This is a genomic window from Actinomyces sp. oral taxon 448 str. F0400, from assembly GCF_000220835.1.
Classification (GTDB): Bacteria; Actinomycetota; Actinomycetes; order Actinomycetales; family Actinomycetaceae; genus Actinomyces.
In genome coordinates this window covers 54,510-71,995 of the sequence record NZ_GL985606.1, presented here as the reverse complement: position 1 = coordinate 71,995, position 17,486 = coordinate 54,510, and the positions used below count along the sequence as shown (strand labels likewise).

Annotated in this window: 13 protein-coding genes and 3 pseudogenes; 9 read left to right on the top strand and 7 right to left on the bottom strand. The window is 69.2% G+C overall.

What is annotated here, in order from left to right:
* Window positions 1–49: 49 nt before the first annotated feature.
* Complete coding sequence (locus tag HMPREF9062_RS00310; protein WP_009409597.1) at window positions 50–1,435, top strand: hypothetical protein; 1,386 nt, start codon at window positions 50–52, stop codon at window positions 1,433–1,435.
* 45 nt (window positions 1,436–1,480) lie between these two features.
* On the opposite strand, the gene HMPREF9062_RS00305 is transcribed toward HMPREF9062_RS00310, so the two are convergent.
* Window positions 1,481–2,629 (bottom strand): PfkB family carbohydrate kinase, encoded by a 1,149-nt coding sequence (locus HMPREF9062_RS00305; protein WP_009409596.1) that lies wholly within the window; start codon window positions 2,627–2,629, stop codon window positions 1,481–1,483.
* Between the two features lie 493 nt (window positions 2,630–3,122).
* Here HMPREF9062_RS00305 and HMPREF9062_RS00300 point away from each other — a divergent pair, with 493 nt between their 5' ends.
* The 3 genes and pseudogenes from HMPREF9062_RS00300 to HMPREF9062_RS13800 form a co-directional block, all read left to right on the top strand.
* Complete coding sequence (locus HMPREF9062_RS00300; RefSeq protein ID WP_083819976.1) at window positions 3,123–4,868, top strand: OmpA family protein; 1,746 nt, start codon at window positions 3,123–3,125, stop codon at window positions 4,866–4,868.
* 54 nt (window positions 4,869–4,922) lie between these two features.
* The gene (locus tag HMPREF9062_RS13035; RefSeq protein ID WP_009409593.1) at window positions 4,923–5,759 is read left to right on the top strand and encodes a hypothetical protein; all 837 of its coding nucleotides are present in this window, start codon (window positions 4,923–4,925) and stop codon (window positions 5,757–5,759) included.
* A pseudogene (locus tag HMPREF9062_RS13800) lies at window positions 5,677–5,859 on the top strand (OmpA family protein); the annotation flags it as partial. The gene HMPREF9062_RS13035 and the pseudogene HMPREF9062_RS13800, both read left to right, overlap by 83 nt.
* A 174-nt stretch (window positions 5,860–6,033) precedes the next feature.
* Here HMPREF9062_RS13800 and HMPREF9062_RS13795 read toward each other — a convergent pair.
* Window positions 6,034–6,342, bottom strand: a pseudogene (locus tag HMPREF9062_RS13795) (hypothetical protein); the annotation flags it as partial.
* Window positions 6,343–6,687: 345 nt separating this feature from the next.
* Here HMPREF9062_RS13795 and HMPREF9062_RS13315 point away from each other — a divergent pair.
* From HMPREF9062_RS13315 to HMPREF9062_RS00275, 3 genes are read left to right on the top strand one after another with little or no spacing between them, the layout of a single operon-like run.
* Entirely contained in the window at window positions 6,688–7,230 is a 543-nt protein-coding gene (locus HMPREF9062_RS13315) for a nucleoside hydrolase (RefSeq protein ID WP_009409591.1), read from the top strand.
* Entirely contained in the window at window positions 7,182–8,609 is a 1,428-nt protein-coding gene (locus tag HMPREF9062_RS00280; protein ID WP_009409590.1) for a NupC/NupG family nucleoside CNT transporter, read from the top strand. The genes HMPREF9062_RS13315 and HMPREF9062_RS00280 overlap by 49 nt, the downstream gene beginning before the upstream one ends.
* A gap of 20 nt (window positions 8,610–8,629) precedes the next feature.
* Complete coding sequence (locus HMPREF9062_RS00275; RefSeq protein WP_009409589.1) at window positions 8,630–9,583, top strand: nucleoside hydrolase; 954 nt, start codon at window positions 8,630–8,632, stop codon at window positions 9,581–9,583.
* A 386-nt stretch (window positions 9,584–9,969) separates the two neighbouring features.
* On the opposite strand, the gene HMPREF9062_RS00270 is transcribed toward HMPREF9062_RS00275, so the two are convergent.
* From HMPREF9062_RS00270 to HMPREF9062_RS00250, 5 genes are all read right to left on the bottom strand, one after another.
* Window positions 9,970–10,797 (bottom strand): class II aldolase/adducin family protein, encoded by an 828-nt coding sequence (locus tag HMPREF9062_RS00270; protein WP_009409588.1) that lies wholly within the window; start codon window positions 10,795–10,797, stop codon window positions 9,970–9,972.
* 133 nt (window positions 10,798–10,930) lie between these two features.
* Complete coding sequence (locus HMPREF9062_RS00265; RefSeq protein WP_009409587.1) at window positions 10,931–12,457, bottom strand: rhamnulokinase; 1,527 nt, start codon at window positions 12,455–12,457, stop codon at window positions 10,931–10,933.
* Between the two features lie 105 nt (window positions 12,458–12,562).
* A complete protein-coding gene (gene rhaI, locus HMPREF9062_RS00260; protein WP_009409586.1) occupies window positions 12,563–13,747 on the bottom strand; it encodes an L-rhamnose isomerase in 1,185 nt (394 codons plus the stop codon).
* Window positions 13,748–13,870: 123 nt separating this feature from the next.
* Window positions 13,871–15,160: an MFS transporter gene (locus HMPREF9062_RS00255; RefSeq protein WP_009409585.1), complete on the bottom strand. Its 1,290-nt coding sequence runs from the start codon at window positions 15,158–15,160 to the stop codon at window positions 13,871–13,873.
* Window positions 15,161–15,257: 97 nt separating this feature from the next.
* Entirely contained in the window at window positions 15,258–15,656 is a 399-nt protein-coding gene (locus tag HMPREF9062_RS00250; protein ID WP_009409584.1) for an L-rhamnose mutarotase, read from the bottom strand.
* Between the two features lie 246 nt (window positions 15,657–15,902).
* Between HMPREF9062_RS00250 and HMPREF9062_RS00245 the strand changes: the two genes are divergently transcribed.
* Both HMPREF9062_RS00245 and HMPREF9062_RS13025 read left to right on the top strand, forming a co-directional pair.
* On the top strand, window positions 15,903–16,976 hold the full coding sequence (locus tag HMPREF9062_RS00245; protein WP_083819974.1) for a LacI family DNA-binding transcriptional regulator: 1,074 nt from the start codon (window positions 15,903–15,905) through the stop codon (window positions 16,974–16,976).
* A gap of 314 nt (window positions 16,977–17,290) precedes the next feature.
* Window positions 17,291–17,486 (top strand): annotated as a pseudogene (locus HMPREF9062_RS13025) (OmpA family protein); the annotation flags it as partial.

Genomic DNA, 17,486 nt, shown 5'->3' with positions numbered 1-17,486 from the left:
GTCCGGCGCCGCCCGCGTGCCTCCCTCCACCGAACCGAGAAGAGACGCCATGACCTCGTTGAAACCGTCCCCGCCGACCCGGCCGATTCCGCCCGTCCCGACCCGCTCCGACGCCCTGCCGGGGTGCGGGCCCGTGTCCGCCCCGCCCGACTGCGGGGCCCCCTTCGCTCTGCGGCGCCGCAGCCTCCTGGTAGCGGGCCTCGGTCTGGCGACCGCCGGCGCACTCGTCTCCTGCGGCTCCTCCGGGGCCTCGGGGACGACCGCCTCCTCCGGGCGGGACTCCTCGACCGGCTCGCCCGCCGCAGCCTCCGCCGACGCGAGCGCCGCCGGTCCGCAGTACCACGAGGCGAGCGCCTCCAACACGCCCCTGTCACCCGGGTCGTGGACCGGCACGATCGGGGACAAGGAGGTCACCCTCTCAGGCGCCTTCCTCGTCGACGGCGTCACCGCCACCATCGACGGGGGCACTTTCGAGTCCACCGCCGCCGATCAGACCGTCTTCCTCGTCGTGGGCGGGGGCAGTCTGTCGATCACCAACGCCAGGATCTCCAAGTCCGGCGACGCCTCCACCGACGGGGAGCACGGCGTCGACGACTCCTACAGCTTCTACGGCCTCAACTCCGCCGTCGTCGTCGTGGGTGAGGGATCGACCGCCGCCGTGGACGAGACCGCTGTGACCACTGGCGCTTCGGGGGCCAATGCCGTCCTGGCCACCGGCGGCGCCGCCGCGACCGTCACCGGTTGCACGATCACCACCACCGGCGAGTCCTCCCGCGGCCTGCACGCCACCTATGCGGGCGTCATCAACGGCTCCGACCTGACCATTGAGACCCGAGGCGCCCATTGCGCCGCCGTCGCCACCGATCGCGGCTCGGGCACCGTCACCGTCGACGGGACCAACACCTTCACCACCGAGGGCGACGGCTCCCCCTGCCTGTACTCCACCGGCCGGATCACCGTCTCCGGCCTGACCGGCGCGGCGGGCGCCGCGCAGGCGATCGTCGTCGAGGGCAAGAACCACGCCACCGTGACCGATTCAACCCTGACGAGCGCCTCCGACAGGGGCGGCGTCATGCTCTACCAGTCGATGTCGGGCGACGCCGCCGACTCCGACGCCGCCGCCGAGGTCTCCACTCTTGCCCTGACGGACGTGAGTCTGACCTGCACGCGGCAGGCTCCCGCCGTCTACGTCACCAACACGTCCTCGCAGGTGACCCTGACCCGCTGCGAGCTGACCGCCCCCGGAGGCCTGGCCACCGCCGACGAGGACCGCTGGGGCACGTCCGGTTCCAATGGCGGGACTCTCGCCCTGACAATGGATGCCACCAGTTCCGAGGGCGCCATCACCGCCGGCTCGTCGTCGTCCATCACCGTGACGAGCGCCGACGGCGGGGCGGCCACCGGCACGACCTCCGGCAGCGTCACCGTCTCCTGACGGCTCCGGCCCGGCTCCCTCCGAACGCTGCGCGGTGCAGCGTGCTCACAAGCGCGGCTCGACGGGCGCGATGCCCGCGTAGGAGGCGGCGGCGCCGGCGGACAGGACCGCCGTCGAGCCCGCGCGCATGCCCTCGGCCACCGCCTGCGGGAAGTCGCAGCCGGCGGCGAGCGCCGCTGCGAGCACCCCGACGCAGGCGTCCCCGGCCCCCGTCGTGTCGACGACAGGGCCCAGGTCGATCGCGGCCACGTGCGTCACCTCGTCGGCCGAGGCCCGCACGGCGCCGTCCGGGCCGAGCGTCACGAGCACGCGGGCGGGGCCCCGGTTGCGCAGCTTTGCCGCGGCGGCCGCGGCCGCCGCGGCCGTTCCGGGCGGCGGGGCGTCCAGGACGAGCCCGCACTCGGTCTCGTTGACGACCAGGACGTCTACGTCGGCCAGGGCCCGCGGTGAGACCGGGCGGACGGGAGCCAGGTTGAGGACCACCCTCGCTCCGGCCCCGTGTGCCCAGGAGATGACTTCCTCGTTGGCGCTTGAGGGGATCTCACCCTGGAGGACGACGACGTCGTGCTCGGTGAGGGCGACCGCATCGACGGCCTGCCGGCCGGTGAGGCGGCCGTTGGCCCCGGCGTCGAGGATGATCGTGTTCTCCCCGGTGGTGCTCACGGTGATGAAGGCGATCCCGCTGGTGACTTCCTCGTCCGTACGCAGGGCGGAGACGTCCACGCCGTGCGCGCCCAGCTCCTCGCGCAGCGTGATTCCTGAGGGATCCCCGCCGACTCGCCCGACGAACACTGCGGCCGCTCCGCCGTGGGCGGCGGCTGCGGCCTGGTTCGCCCCTTTGCCGCCCAGACGGTAGGTGGTCGAGGTGCCCGAGAGGGTCTCACCCGGCTGGGGGAGGCGGTCGACCGTGACCGTGATGTCCTGGTTGATGGAACCGACGACGATGACGCGTCCCATGATGAGCTCCTTTGCTTCGGTGGGGTGGGTCGTCACAGGGTGGATCGTAACGGGGGATCGGCTTCGGACGGTCAGGATGCGGGCTCGGGGTCGAAGGTCGGCAACGCCCTTGGTCAGGAGGTCGCACCCGTAGGGGCGCGCCTCCTGGGTGTGGACGGCGACCGTGGCGCCGTGCCCCATGCGGGCCAGGGCGGTGAGGAGCTCTGGCGTCATGAGCGGATTGATTCCCTTGAGCATGCGTGCGTCCTTGTCTGCGGCCTGTGTCTGTTGCCTGTCGTCCCTGGCCCGGTTGCGCTGACCGGCCGGGGCGTCGGGGTCCTGCGGCTGAGACCCGGCCGCCGCTGCGTGTCCCGTCTTTCGTCGTTGAGGCGGGTCTGCGCGGGTGAAACTGCCAGCGGCCTTGTGCGGCAGGCGCGCGGGATGCGTCGGGTCTCGATACCGATGATCCTCATGCCGCTGTCGGTCGTGGTGACTTGATTTCCGAGGTGCTTCAGCCCGGGTAGTTGAATTCTCTCAGGAATAGGCGGTCCCGTGCGATGCGCGCGATTTACTGCCGAAGCGCTCTGAGCCACTCTATGAAAATAAGCCTCCTGGGCTCCTCGCGGAGACGGCCGGATCCTATGGGTTCTCCCCGTGGAGGGATGGGTAGTGCACGGGGAGCGTCCCTTGATGGCACCATCACGTTGTGATTACACTCCGTTTCTGAACACGTTCTCACCAAGGAGTTCCTATGGCCTCGGCATTCTTCCGTTCGTTCCGCGTTTCCTCGACGGCGCCATCTCGTCGGTCTTTTGTGGGCCTGTCGTTTTTGGTGGGTGTCGGGGTGCCGGTGCTGGCCGGGTGCGACGTGCTTTCCGGGATGTCGAAGGGCGGGGACGTCTCGGCGCCGTCGGATTCGGCGTCGGCGGGCTCCTCGTCCGCGGCGAGCGGGTCCGCATCCGCCAGCGGGGGAGTCGGGGTCGGCAGCACCGACTGGCAGGAGCTCGATGCTCACATCATGGGCCACAACGTGGCGGTGCGGGTCTCTCCTGTCATCCGCAAGGACGAGACCACCTCGATCATGGCCCTGGAGCTGACCCGAGCCGAGGACGACGCCTCCATCGACGATGTCAAAGCCAACTCCTACAGCGACAACGGCAACAAGCTCGGCATCTCGCACTACCTCGGGGCCCCATCCATCTTTCGTCCCGGCGCCGGCGCCGACCTGGTTAAGCTTCTCGACCTGGAGGGCGGGCGCGTGTGGAGCGCCACCGATGGCGGCGGCGGATTCCTCGACACGACCCCCGGTGAGAAAGTCACCTCCTACCTGTCCTTCGGCAAGGTCGATACCGACCAGGTGACTGTCCTCGTCCCGATGGCCGGCTTGACCACCGTCTCGGTGCTGGAGGCCGACGCCGCCAAGAAAGCCGACATCGACCTGAGCGCCGCCAGCAGCGGAGTCGATAAGTTCCCGGGCGCCGCCACCGAGCTCGCCGAACCCGTCGCCATCGAGCGCTACACCAGGGCCCTGGACGACTCCACCAGCACCCAGGTCGGTGGCGATGACGTCACCGTCACCCTGGCCAGCGATGTCACCTTCGCCTCCGACTCCGCCGACCTGGCCTCGGGTGCTGAGGCCCAGCTCCAGACCGTGTCCGGCCAACTCGTCCAGTACCCCGACGGCGGGACGCTGACCATCGTCGGCCACACCGACGACATCCAGGACGACGCCTACAACCAGACCCTGTCCGAGAAACGCGCCGACGCCGTCAAAACCCGACTCGAACAGCTCACCAGCCTTGACAAGTGGCAGACCTCCGTGACCGGCAAGGGCGAGTCCGAGCCCAAAGTCGAGGACACCACCGACGAGGCCCGAGCCGCCAACCGGCGCGTCGAGATCACCCTCACCCCCACCGGCGGTACCACCGACAAGGGCGGCAGCCCGACCGCGGCCCCTACTGCCACCCCCGGCAACGGCAGCGGTGGTTCGCTGCCGGCGCCGCAGGGTCCCGTCGCCAAGGGCTCCGAGGGCATCACCCTGACCTCCAAGGGCTCCGATACCAGCGGCGAGGTCACCATCACTCTCGACCACGTCACCCGCAGCGGCGGCTACCTCCTGGGCGCCGTCACCTGCACCGTCAAACCCGGCTCTACCGGAGCTCCGCTTCACCCACTGCTCGAGGACCCCCAGACGATCCTCTCCAACCAGCGCGGCGAGGACGGTGCCCTGTCGACCTTCTACGCCAGCGACGGCCTGACCCTCATCGCCGGCGGCGAGCGCATCTTCCCCGCCGACTATCTCGATGCCTACGCCGAGCAGCACCTCCCCCTGACCGAGCTCAACGTCTCCGATCGCCTTAAGACTGGTACCACCACCGTCTGCGTCATCTGGCCCGACCCCGGCGGCGACACCATCACCCTCGACCACCCCGACGGCAAGTACGCACTCAAAGGCACCGCCTACCGCCTCACCGACATCCCCGTCACGAACAACTGAAAGGACCCGTAACGATGCGTCGTCGCATGTTCCTCTCCGGTTATCCTGACCGGCGTGGGGCTGCTGGCCCTGGCCGGTTGTGAGCCGCCCTGGAGGTCGCGGGGCGAGGGCCCCGACGCCTCGACGTCGGCGGCGTCGGGCGGCGCGGGCTCGGGCTCGGCCAGCGCATCGGCGTCGGGCTCGGCTGGTGCCTCGGGTGGTTCGGGTCAGAGCGTGACCCGGACGGTGACGACTGTGGGGGCGAGTCTGGAGGTCACAGTGGGGCCGGCCGTGGTCTCCGACGACGTCATGGTGGTTCCCCTGGTCGTGCGCCTGGACACGACCGGCTCGAGCAGCCGGTCCGATAATGGCAAGAGAATCGATATCAACGTGGTCTGGAACGGCACGGGAAACTTCAGTGGTGCTGATGGTGCGCGCGTGGTGGACTTCGACGCCGGTACGGTGCAGGAGACCTTCAAGGCCACTTCTGACCTCGTGGGCCTGACGGACAAGGAGCCCGACGCCACGCTGCACGCCCTGTTCAAGCCGGTCGACGCCGACACCATCGATGTCCTGGCGCCCGAGTCGGGTCTGTTCGAGGGCGTGCCGGTGGGGCGCGACGGCAAGCTGTCCGCCGAGGCCAAGGAGGCGGTGGGCCGAGCCAAGGACACCGAGGACAGCCCCGACCCAGTGGCGTTGGAGACCTTCACCGCCTCGGTGGGGGGCCTCGGACATGCGGGTGGCGGACAAGTCGGTGGTCATCAACCTGGCCTCCGACGTCCTGTTCGCCTCGGACTCGGCCGACCTGAGCGCCCAGGCGGACGCCACGTTGAAGAAGGCCGCGGACCAGCTGGCCACCTACCCCGGCGGCGAGGTCTCCATCGTGGGGCACACCGACGGCGTCGCCGATGACGCTCACGACCTGGACCTGTCGAAGCGTCGGGCGACGTCCGTCTCCGACAGGCTGGGGCAGCTGACCAGCATGTCGGCCTTCTCGGTGTCCACTGACGGTAAGGGTGAGAGCGCCCCTCGGGTTCCCAACGACTCCGACGGCAACCGCCAGCTCAACCGCCGCGTGGAGATCACCCTGGTGCCCACCCAGTCCACCTCCACCAAGTCCGACGCCGGTGTGGGGCAGGGCGGCGGTGACCCTTTCGCGCGAGCGTGCCGAGGTCGAGGGGTGCCCGGTGAGGACGCGGGAGGCCGTTCCCAGGGAGACGCCGGCCAGCGCGGCGACGTCCTTGAGGTGGGAGCCCCCACGGCGGTCTCTTCGTCTGCGGTCGGTTCTGCATGGCAACGGTGCGGGTTCGCGGAGGGAAACGTTTCCAGCGCGGGACTCGCCGCGATGTTCACACGCCTCGACGCCTCCGCCAAGGCGGACGGCGTCACGTTGGCGCGGGTCGGGAGTGGTGGACGTTCCCGTGCCGACGGCGACGATGGGTGGACCGCGCCCGCGCGGACCGGGTCGCCCGTCCAGAGCCCCGGGAATCCTCATATCTTTTGTTGGAACGTTTCCAAGTGTCGGAGAAGTCCTGTGCGATGCCTCAGTGCCATCAGGGCGCCGCCCTCTCGTTCGCCGGCCATCGGTGCGCGGAGGGCCCCTCGGCCCTCGGCGCGGTGACGACGTCGCGCCGAGGAGCCCACCGCAGGGAAGCACATCCACCGTCACGGTTACAAAGGAGTCGCGTGTGACAACCAAGATGATCCTCGATTGCGATCCGGGCCATGATGACGCGATCGCGATCCTCCTCGCGTTCGGGAGTCCGGAGATCGACCTTCTGGGATCACGACCATCGGCGGCAACCACAGCCTCGGGAAGGTCACCTTCAACGCCCGGGCGGTGTGCGAGCTCGCCGGCCGCCCCGAGGTCCCCGTCCACGCCGGCCGCATGAAGCCGCTCGCCCGCGAGGCCATCGGCGCCGCCTACATCCACGGCGAGACCGGCCTGGATGGCGTCGAGCTGCCCGAGCCGAGCCGCCCGCTGGCCGAGCAGCACGCCGTCGCCTACGTCATCGACCCCGCCCCCGTCCCGACGCGGCGCTGCCCGGACGGCGTCGAGCTGTGCGGCGCTCTCGCCTGCGGGATGACCATAGCCGACATGCGCGCCACCGCCGATGACTCCTGCACCATGCGGGTCGGCACCGACCCGAGGACAAACTGTTTCCCGGATCTCGTCACGAGTACCCTGGCCCCGGGCCGGCCCCGTCCGATCCGCTGCCCACCTCCGTCCGCCCCCGACCCGCACCCCGCGTCGCTCGACCTCCGGCAGGGCGATCTCGCCCCGCTTCCGTTCGTCCAACCGCACACCTCCCGTCGCACACGAAGGACCGTCCCATGTTCCTGGCCGTCAATATCCTGGGAGTTCTCGCCTTCCTCGCCGTAGGGTGGCTGTTCTCCCGCAACCGTACGAGGATCCCCTGGCGGTCAGTCGGGATCCTCACCGCGCTCAACGTCGTCATCGCCTGGCTGCTCACGGGCTTCCCCTGGGGACGCGCGGCCGTCGAGGGCGCCGCCGCCGGTTTCAACGAGCTCGTCTCCGTGGCCTGGAGGGGGATCAACTTCGCGTTCGGCGACTGGGTCGGACCCGAGGGGATCGATCCCACGCCGGCGAACTTCGTCGTCAGCGCCCTGCTGCCCATCCTCCTCATCGTCCCTCTTTTCGACATCCTCACCTACATCGGCTTCCTCCCCTGGCTCATCACATGGATCGGGCGCGGCCTGAGCGTCATCACGCGCCAGCCCAAGTTCGAGGCTTTCTACGCCATCGAGATGATGTTCCTGGGCAACACCGAGGCCGTGGCCGTCTCCAAGAATCAGCTTCAGAGGATGAGGCCCGAGCGCGACGTCGTCATTGCCATGATGTCGATGAGCTGCGTGACGGCATCCATCCTCGCGTCCTACATGCAGATGGTTCCCGGCGAGTTCGTCCTGACCGCCGTGCCGCTGAACTGCCTCAACGCTCTTATCGTCGCGAGCATGCTCTACCCCTTGGAGATCGCCCCCGAGGAGGACGTCATCGTGACCTACGCCGATGTGCAGGAGATTCCGGGGGACCAGGACGTGCTCGCCCCCGCCGGCGAGACGGCTGGGTCCGGGGCGACTGCGGCGGCCGGGTCCGTTGATGCCGCCGGCTCGTCCGCGTCCACCGGGGCCGTTGGTACAGCCGGCTCCGACGCGCAGAAGCCGGCCGGCGCCCATTCGGGCGGCCTGAGCGCGCTGATCGGCAGACTCACCAGGAAGAACCCCGACGCACCGGCCAAGGAGCCCTTCTTCTCCTTCCTCGGCGACTCCATCATCGGCGGTGGGAAGATGATCCTCATCATCACCGCCAATGTCATCACCTTCGTCGCCCTGGCCGCTCTCATCGACAAGGTCCTCGGCGCCCTATGGGGCCCGCTCTCCCTGGAGTCGATCCTCGGCGTCGTCATGTTCATCCCCGCGATGCTTCTGGGCCTGGACCCGTCCAACGCCTGGGACATGTCCCAGATCATGGGGCTCAAGCTCGTTACCAACGAGTTCGTCGCCATGGGCCAGGTCGTCGGGCGGGTCACCGATCTGCCCCGCCACTACCAGGCCGTACTCACGGTCTTCCTGACGTCTTTCGCCAACTTCGGCACGCTGGGCATGATCATCGGCTCCTTCAAGGGGATCGTCGACAAGGAGCGCAATGACCTCATCTCCAAGAATGTCGGACGCATGCTCCTGTCCGGTATTCTCGTCTCCCTCATGTCCGCCGGTATCGTCGGCATCTTCGTCTGGTAAGTGACGAAGGAGGAGCACTCATGACCAGGAAACTCATCCTCGATCTGGACACCGGCATCGACGATTCCCTCGCCATCGCCTACACGCTCGCCAGCCCCGAGGCGGAGCTCATCGGCGTCACCGCCACCTACGGGAACGTCCTCATGAGGGACTCGGTGCGCAACTCCCTGGCGGTCCTCGATCTCCTCGGCGCCCCCGGGATCCCCGTCCACCCGGGGCTGCCCTGCGCCTCGAGCGCCGGGGATTTCTCAGTCCAGGAGATCTCCGCCTTCATCCACGGCCGCAACGGGATCGGGGAGGTCGACATCGCCGACTCGCGGCGAAGCGCCGAAACCACCGGCGCCGTCGACGTCATCATCGAGGCTTCACGCCGCTACGGCGACGAACTCGTCTACGTCCCCACCGGACCTCTGACCAATCTCGCCGCCGCCCTGAAGAAGGATCCCAGCCTGGCCGAACGTCTCACGGTCGTCCTCATGGGTGGCGCCCTGACCGTCTCGGGGAACACCAGCCCCTGGGCCGAGGCTAATATCAGCCAGGATCCCGACGCCGCCGACGCCGTTTTCCGCTCCGGCGTCGACGCCACCATGGTCGGCCTCGACGTCACCCTCCAGACTTTGCTCACCTACGAGCACACGCACCGCTGGCGCGAGGCGGGCACACCCGCCGGCGCGTTCCTGGCCGACATGACCGACTACTACATCAGGGCCTACGAGACGACCGCCCCCGGACTGGGCGGGTGCGGTCTGCACGATCCGCTCGCCGCCGCCGTCGCCGTCGACCCGAGCCTCGTGTCCACCTTCCCCGTCAACCTCCGAGTCGACGTCGAGGGGCCGACGCGGGGGCGGACCATCGGCGACGTCGAGCGTCTCAACGAGCCGAGGAAGACCAGCCGCGTCGCCCTTGGCGTCGACGTCGACCGCTTCCTGGAGACCTTCATGGACCGGGTGACCCGGCTGGTTCGGGCGGACTGACCGCGACCGCGGGCGGGATGTCGAGGGGCGCGGCCCCGGACGAGATGCCGGGGCCGTGCTCAGCGCTGCTCGTCCTGAGCCTGCTTGTCGGCAATGTCGCGCTGGATTTCGCGCTCGTGGGCCACAGCCGCACGGATGACCCGATCAACGTCGGAGAACATGGTGCTTCCTTTCATGGACGGTTCTCGTTCCGGGCCGGAACGAGACGACGCACGAGCGGCGGACTCCCGTCGTCGTGCGTCCCGAACAGAGTAATCGCGGCACCGTCCGGTTTTCATTCACCTGACGCTGTGAGGTCTGCGACGGGTGGGAACGGGGGCGGGCGGCCAGGAGAGGCGGGGCCGCGGCCTCCCCGCCCGCGCCCCGCGGCAGCCGCGGGACGGCCGTCAGAACAGATCGGTGTCGACCTCGAAGGCCTCGACGACGGCGTGCAGTTCGTCATCGGTGAGCCCCTCGCCGAGCCCGCCGGCCATCATGCTGCGCACCTCGTACATGGCCCCGGTCTCCGCGTACTCGACCTTGTCGACGGCGGCCAGCGGGGAGATGTCGGAGCGCACCATGATGCCGTGCTTGGACCACACGACGATGATGTGGTCGCGCAGGGCCCGCACGCTGTTCTCCATGAGGGTCTGCGACCCGGGCACCATGAAGTCCAGCACCTCGACGCCGGCGGGGAGCTGGACGATCGTCTCGGGCTCCCAGCGCAGGATACGGCGGTTGAAGTCCCGCGTGCTGCGGACGCCCCTGATGTGGGACAGCTGGACCAGGTAGGGGGGCTGGGCGTGTATCACCGCCTGGAAGTCGACGCCGCGCCGCTCGACCTGGTCGTTGTGAACGGCCAGATGTGAGTTGAATTCGCTCGTCGGCCCCACGTAGGTCCTCTCCGGATGGGTGTACCAGGTGCCGGTGGCTCCGCCCTTGTCCACGACGAAGGCCGACACGGTCATCTCGGGGGCGGCGGCGACGTCGCGCAGCCGGCAGCCCGAGCCGGTGACCAGGACCGTGCGGCCCGCGAGCGCCGGAGCGGGCAGCGGCAGCTCGACGCCGGGGGTCGCCTCGGGGAGGCGGTCGACCAGGCCGAGTTCGTCGGCGTCGGCGGCCACGGTGATGGAGATGTTGCCGGCGCCGGCCTCGACGGCGCCCATGTGGTCCAGCCGGCGTCCGGCGGCGCCCATGTGGGTGAGGATGTCGGTGAGAGTCGGGTGCGTGCTCATGCTGGGGTGTCCTTCGAATATCTGTGACTGTCTGCGTGTAGTTGTCCGCATGCGGGCCGGGCCGTCATCGGACGGCGGTCCGCACGCGTCGGCGATCCGGTCGGCCATGCGGCGGCGCGGCGGCCCGGACGATTCAGCCGAGCAGCCGGCGCTCGGCGGCGTCCCAGGACGCCGCGGCAGCTGGGTCGGGGGCGTAGGAGGTGATGTCGGTGGAGTCTCGGATGAGGCGGCGCAGGTCGCTCAGCTCGCCGTTGAGCAGGCCGGCGCCGCGGGCCGCGACCACGGCGTTTCCCAGGGCCGTGCCCTCGGCGGGGCCGGCCAGGACCGGCAGACCGATCGCGTCGGCGGCCAGCTGGCACAGGAGCCGGTTGCGAATGCCACCGCCGACCATGTGGACGACCCTCACTTCGCGTCCGGACAGCTCGGCGGCCTGGCGCACGGCACGGCGGTAGGCCAGGGCCAGGGAGTCGTCGATGCAGCGCACGTACTCGCCGACGCTACGAGGCCGGGGCTGCCCGGTGGCGCGGGCGGCGTCGTCGATGCGGGCGGCCATGTCCCCGGGGGCGTAGAAGACGGGGTCGTCGATGTCGACGACGGTGCGCAGCGGCTCGGCAGTCGCGGCTGCGGCGTCGAGCTCGGGTAGGAAGGTCTCCAGGCCTTGACGCCGCCAGGCGCGCACAGCTTCGTTGAGCACCCACAGGCCCATGACGTTCTTGAGATAGCGGACCGTGTGGTCGACGCCGAGCTCGTTGGTGAAGTTGGCGGTCCGCGAGGCCAGAGTGAGCACCGGCTCCTCCAGCTCCAGCCCCACCAGCGACCAGGTCCCGCATGAGATATAGGCGAAGTCGGGGTCGGTGGCGGGGACGGCGACGACGGCGGAGGCCGTGTCGTGGCTGCCGACGGCGACCACCGGGGTGGGGGCGCCGTCGGGGCCGAAGATTTCCAGCGCCTCGGGGAGCACCGGTCCGATGACGGTACCCGGCTCGATGATGTCGGGCAGGACGCCGTCCAGGTCGAGGCCGAGCTCGGTGCGCAGGCGCTCCAGCAGAGGACGCGACCAGGTGCGCAGACGGGCGTCGACCAGGCCGGTGGTCGAGGCGTTGGTGACTTCGGCGACCCGCTGGCCGGTGAGGAAGCAGGCCAGGAGATCGGGCAGGAGCAGCATGGTGCGTGCGTAGGCGCCGTTCGAGGACCGGGGGATGCCGTTGTCGCGGGCCTGGGCCACGAGTTGGAACATCGTGTTGAAATCCTGCACCTGCAGCCCGTTGATCGCGTAGATCTCCCGTGCCGGGATCGTGGCGAAGACCCGCTCGGGGATGCCGCGGGTGCGCGCGGAGCGGTAGGCGTGGACCTGGGCGGACAGGGTGCCCGAGCCGTTGACCAGGCCGTAGTCCACCCCCCAGGTGTCGATGCCGATGGCCGATAGGGGACCGATGTCGCGCACGGCCGCGAGCAGCCCCTCGCGCACCTCCCCCCATAGGCGCAGCACGTCCCAGAACAGGCGTTCGCCCTCGCGGGTGGGCAGCGGGATGGCGCCGTTGGCGAAGCGGCGCGTCTGAGTCAGGGTGATGCGCCCGTCGGCGATGGTGCCGACCATGACGCGCCCGGAGGAGGCGCCCAGGTCGACGGCTCCGATGCGGACGGGGCGGGTGGCGGTCATGAGGGATCCTTTCGGGCGACATCGGGCGGGGTGGTTGGATACTAGAGCGCGCCGTAGCGGGGCCGCGGAACCCGTGGAGCCGCGGCCCCGCCGGCGGAGGGGGGCTCAGGCGCCCCAGCCCGCGGCGTCGCCGCCCACGCGCTCGGAGCGGATGCGCTCGAGGTAGCCGGAGTCCAGGAACGCCCTCATGGGGTCAGGCGCCAGACCCTGGGACTCGCGCAGCTCGGCCAGCAGAGGACGAACATCGGTATTGAAAGCATCGACGAGGATGTCGTTGGCCCCCAGCACGTCGCCGGCGGTCTGGGCGTCCGCCAGGGCCTCGCGGTCCACGAGGAGCGCCTTGGCGGTGGCCTCCTGGACGTTGGTGGCTGAGCGGATCTCGCCGGGGATCTTCTCCTCCAGGTTGTGGCACTGGTCGAGCATGAAGTTGACACCCGAGTCGGGGGCCAGCGCCCCGGCGGCCACGATCTCGTTCATGATGCGGAAGAGCTGGTAGGGGTCGGCCGCTCCCACGATGAGGTCGTCGTCGGCGTAGAAGCGGGAGTTGAAGTCGAAGGCCCCCAGGCGCCCCAGCCGCAGCAGCTGGGCGACGATGAACTCGATGTTCGTGCCCGGCGCGTGGTGGCCGGTGTCCAGAACCACCTTGGCGCGCTCTCCCAGGGCCAGGCAGTGCACCAGGGAGGTGCCCCAGTCGGGGACGTCGGTGTGATAGAAGGCCGGTTCGAAGAACTTGTACTCCAGGACGAGCTGCTGGTCGGAGTCGAGGGCGGCGTAGATCTGGGCCAGGGAGTCGGCCAGACGGTCCTGGCGCTCGCGGATGGAGTCCTGGCCCGGGTAGTTCGTGCCGTCGGCCAGCCAGATCTTCAGCGGGGACGACCCGGTGGTCCGCATGATGTCGATGCACTCCAGGTGGTGGGCAATCGCCTTGGCTCGGATCCGCTCGTCCGGGTTGGTCAGGGAGCCGAGCTTGTAATCCTCGTCCTGGAAGACGTTGGAGTTAATGGTGCCGATGCTCACGCCCTGCTCCTCGGCGTGGTCGCGCAGGGCGGCGTAGTCATCCGTCCTGTCCCACGGGATGTGGAGGGAGACCCGCGGCGTGACGCCGGTGAGCCGGTTGACCTCGGCGACGTCGTCGATCTTCTCGAAGGGGGTGCGGGGCACGCCGGCGGTGGTGAAGACGCGGAAGCGGGTGCCGGAATTGCCGAAGGCCCAACTGGGCAGTTCGATGCTCTGGGTCTGAAGCAGGTCGCGGGCCTCACGGCTCAGGTCGGACAGGGCGGGGGCGCTCATGATGGTTCTCCGTTTCGGTGGGTTCAGTGGGTTCGGTGGGTTCGGTGGGTTGAGCGAGGGTGTCGCCGGCGGCGGGCTGCCGCTCGGCTCGTCTGAACCGGACGAGCCGAGCGGGCCGGGCGGTCAGGCGTTGGTGTTGGTGACGTGCTCGCCGTAGCGCTCCAGCTCGATCTCCTCCAGGCTCCTGCCCTGCGTCCTCGGCGCACCGAGGGTGCCGACGGCGGTGGCGGCCACGAGGAATCCTATGAGGATGATGCCGTCGATCATCAAGCCGCTCGGCCGCGCCAGGATGATCGGGAAGATCAGCGAGATGAGACCGGAGGCCAGACGCACGACGAAGAAAACGATCCCCTGGGCGGCCGAGCGGTACGGGGTGGCGAACAGTTCGGGTGACCACACCGAGTAGAAGGCCTGAGCCGACGGACCCGCGGACAGACCCCAGATGATGGTGTAGCCGAAGGCGGTCCAGGCGGCGTCGGAGGGGCCGAAGACCAGGATGATCCACGACGCGACGGCGAGCAGCCCGCCGACCAGGTAGTGCCAGCGGTAGGGCGTCCGGTCCACCAGCCGCATGAAGACGAAGGTGGAGGCGATGACGAATCCCCACGAGAGCATGGAGAACAGGTCGGTCTGGAGGGTCTCGTAGCCCATGGAGCCGAGGATCGTGGGAAGGAAGATGCCGTTCTGGGAGGCTGCCTGGTTCCAGCAGGTGTAGATGACGGCGAGGAAGATGAGGGCCGTGATGTTGACGCGTCGGTTGAACAGCTTGCGGAAGGAGGCCCACATCGACGGCGGCTTGGCGGCGGCACCGCCCTTGGCCTCCTGCCAGGTTCCGGACTCCTCCAGGCCCTGGCGGATGTACCAGGTGGTCAGGGCGATCACAACGAGGTGGGCGAAGACGATGCGGCTGCCGAGCAGACCCAGCGGGGTCAGAGCGGCCGCGAGGCCGAAACCGATGAAGGGGCCGCACGACCAGGCGAGCTGGGTGGCGCCGATGTGCTTGCCGCGCTGATCGGTGGGGGCGAACTCGGCGATGTAAGTCCATCCGGCGGGCACCGAGGCGCCCACGGCCAGGCCGATGATGACGAACCCGGTGAACAGCATCGGCAGATTCATGGTGAAGACGACGATCAGGCCGCCCAGGGCGTAGAGGAGCAGATCGTAGGTGTAGATGAATTTGCGGCCGTACTTGTCGCATAGCGGCCCGCCGATGAGGGCGCCGATGGCCGCCCCAAAGGCGTTGGCGCTGAAAGCGGCCAGGAGACCGGCGATGGTGCCGTCGTCGTCGGGGAAGTAGGCGGCGCCCCAGAAACCGAGGGACGTGGCGATGGCAATGATGGATCCCGAGTCGATGTAGTTCGACATGGCGACCGCGGCGGTCGCCTTCCATCCGGTGAGGGGCTTACGAGCCATGCTCTCCTCCTTGAGAGATGTGCGTGATGGGAAGGACGGGGAAGTATGGGGATGGGCGGGCAGGGGCGACGGAGCGGCGAGGACGTCGGCGAGGCGGTCAGTCCAGGTAGAAGTACTGGGGGAGGACGGCGGCCCTCCCGCCGTCGGGCTGGACGAAGTACTGGGCCATCTGCGCCTGCCAACGGGTGTTGATCTCCTCGTTGTTCATGGCGGCCATGGCCGCGACGGCGTCATCGGACTCGAAGTAGCCGACGACCAGCCCGTCCTGCGGGTGCAGGAACAAGGAGTAGTGCCGCCAACCGGTGCGGGTGAGCGCCTCGCGCATCTCCTCCCACACGTGCTGGTGGACCTCGACGTACTCGACGAGCCGCTCGGGGCGGACCCGGAGCAGGAAGCAGCAGCGCTGCGGGGAGCGGGCGGTCGTGGTTCTCAGCAGCTCGGTGAGCGCGGCGAAGTCGTCTGCCGGCACGGGGGCCGGAGCGGGGCTCGTGGTCATCGGACATCCTTGTTCGGTGAGTGGTCGGTGAGTGGTCGGTGAGTGACCGGGGCAAGACCGGGAGGGTGCCGGCAGCGACCGGCTGGCCCGGTTGTGAATCGTTTCAACTCGGGTACGGTAGCAATATTGAATCGTTTCAACAAGTGGCGTCGCATCGGGCGTCCGAGCCCGGGACGGCTGAGGACGAAGCCCGTATGCTGCGCTGGGAAGCAAGGGACAGGCAGCCAATGAGGGAGGGACGCGCCCGTGGCTCACCCGGCTCGTCCGGCGCATCCGGACCATCCGTCGGTCCGCGACGTCGCCGAGAGGGCCGGCGTCTCCGTGGGCACGGTCTCGCATGCCCTCAACCACCCCGAGCGCGTCGCCGGCTCAACTCTGGATCGGGTCCATGCGGCGATCGGCGAACTCGGCTTCGTCCGCTCGGAAACGGCTCGGCACCTGCGCCGCGGCGGCTCCCCGCTGGTCGGGGTGCTGGTCCACGACATCTCCAACCCGTTCTTCACCGAGGCCGCTCGCGGCATCGAGGACCGTCTGCGCGAGGACGGTCGGGTCCCCATGCTGGGGTCGACTGACTCCGACCCCGACCGTGAGCGCGAGCTCATGAGCATGCTGGCGGGTCTGGACGTGCGCGGCGTCATCGTGACCCCCACGATGTCGACCCTCGACAACCTCGCGGTTCTGGCCGGCCGCGGCATCAGGGTCGTCCTCATGGATCACCCGCCGATCTCGGCGGAGCTGTCCACGGTCTCGGGGGACGACGTCGCGGGCGCCCGGGCCGCCATCACCCATCTCGTAGAGATCGGCCACCGCCGCATCGGCTTCATCAACGGCCCGCTGTCGGTGCGCCAGTCCGTCGACCGTCGCGACGGCGTGCTGACGGCCCTGGCCGACGCCGGACTCGAGCCGGCGGCCGTCCTTATGGAGGTCGAGGCGGTCAGCGACGGGCGGAGCTATACGGCCGACGCCGGCGCCGCGGGGGCCGCTGCGCTGCTGGACGGCGCCGGCGCGCTCACCGCGCTGTTCTGCGCCAATGACCAGCTCGCCATCGGCGCCATACGTGAGGTGCGCCGACGCGGGCTGGAGATCCCGGGCGACGTGGCCATTGTCGGTTACGACGATGTGGCCGTCGCCTCCGAGCTCATTACTCCGCTGACCAGCGTGCACGTGCCCATGCGCGACATCGGTCGCGCCGCCGCCGACCTCCTGCTCGATGAGGGTTCCGAAGTGCGGCATGTGACCTTCGCTCCCGGGCTCGTCGTGCGCGCCTCGACGACGGGGTGGGGTGATCGAGCCGGTGGTCCGGCCGGTCCGCGCGTGTGAGACCGACCGGTTCGCTCTTCGTTTCGGCGGGGGTTTGGCGGGGACGGGGCCGAGCCCTGGTGAAAACAGATGCTTATGACGTGTTCGATGAAGGTGACTTCGGCGGTGGCCGGTTTCCACGGGTAGTGACGGGGTGCGGTGGGTAGTGCACGGGTAGTGGTGTGGTTGTCCCCATCGGGGTTGCGGGGGTGGGGGATTTTGCGGGTTCTGGGGGTGTGTCGGGGTTGTCTTCGGCTTCTGTTCCGGTGGCGGGCGGTGGTGTTTCGGTGGGGTTTCAGGAGTTGGACGGTCATATGCTGGGGCATCATGTGACGGTGGGTGTTTCCCCGCTGGTGCGTGTTGATGAGGCGACGACGGCCCTGGCCGTGGAGTTCACGCGGGCCGGTGATGATGCGACATTGGCGGACGTGGAGCAGGTCTGGAGCGCGCCCGAGGGCGATGAGCTGACCGTCAGTTCTTACGTGGATCTGCCCTGGTCGACGACTAGCGCCGTGGTGCTGCTTGATCCGG

Excerpts from the sequence above, each read along its gene's own strand:
- HMPREF9062_RS00275 (WP_009409589.1), top strand. The coding sequence starts at position 8,630 with ATGACCAGGAAACTCATCCTCGATCTGGACACCGGCATCGACGATTCC.
- HMPREF9062_RS00310 (WP_009409597.1), top strand. The coding sequence starts at position 50 with ATGACCTCGTTGAAACCGTCCCCGCCGACCCGGCCGATTCCGCCCGTC.
- HMPREF9062_RS00265 (WP_009409587.1), bottom strand. The coding sequence starts at position 12,457 with ATGACCGCCACCCGCCCCGTCCGCATCGGAGCCGTCGACCTGGGCGCC.
- rhaI (WP_009409586.1), bottom strand. The coding sequence starts at position 13,747 with ATGAGCGCCCCCGCCCTGTCCGACCTGAGCCGTGAGGCCCGCGACCTG.
- HMPREF9062_RS00270 (WP_009409588.1), bottom strand. The coding sequence starts at position 10,797 with ATGAGCACGCACCCGACTCTCACCGACATCCTCACCCACATGGGCGCC.
- HMPREF9062_RS00300 (WP_083819976.1), top strand. The coding sequence starts at position 3,123 with ATGGCCTCGGCATTCTTCCGTTCGTTCCGCGTTTCCTCGACGGCGCCA.
- HMPREF9062_RS00280 (WP_009409590.1), top strand. The coding sequence starts at position 7,182 with ATGTTCCTGGCCGTCAATATCCTGGGAGTTCTCGCCTTCCTCGCCGTA.
- HMPREF9062_RS00255 (WP_009409585.1), bottom strand. The coding sequence starts at position 15,160 with ATGGCTCGTAAGCCCCTCACCGGATGGAAGGCGACCGCCGCGGTCGCC.
- HMPREF9062_RS00305 (WP_009409596.1), bottom strand. The coding sequence starts at position 2,629 with ATGCTCAAGGGAATCAATCCGCTCATGACGCCAGAGCTCCTCACCGCC.
- HMPREF9062_RS00250 (WP_009409584.1), bottom strand. The coding sequence starts at position 15,656 with ATGACCACGAGCCCCGCTCCGGCCCCCGTGCCGGCAGACGACTTCGCC.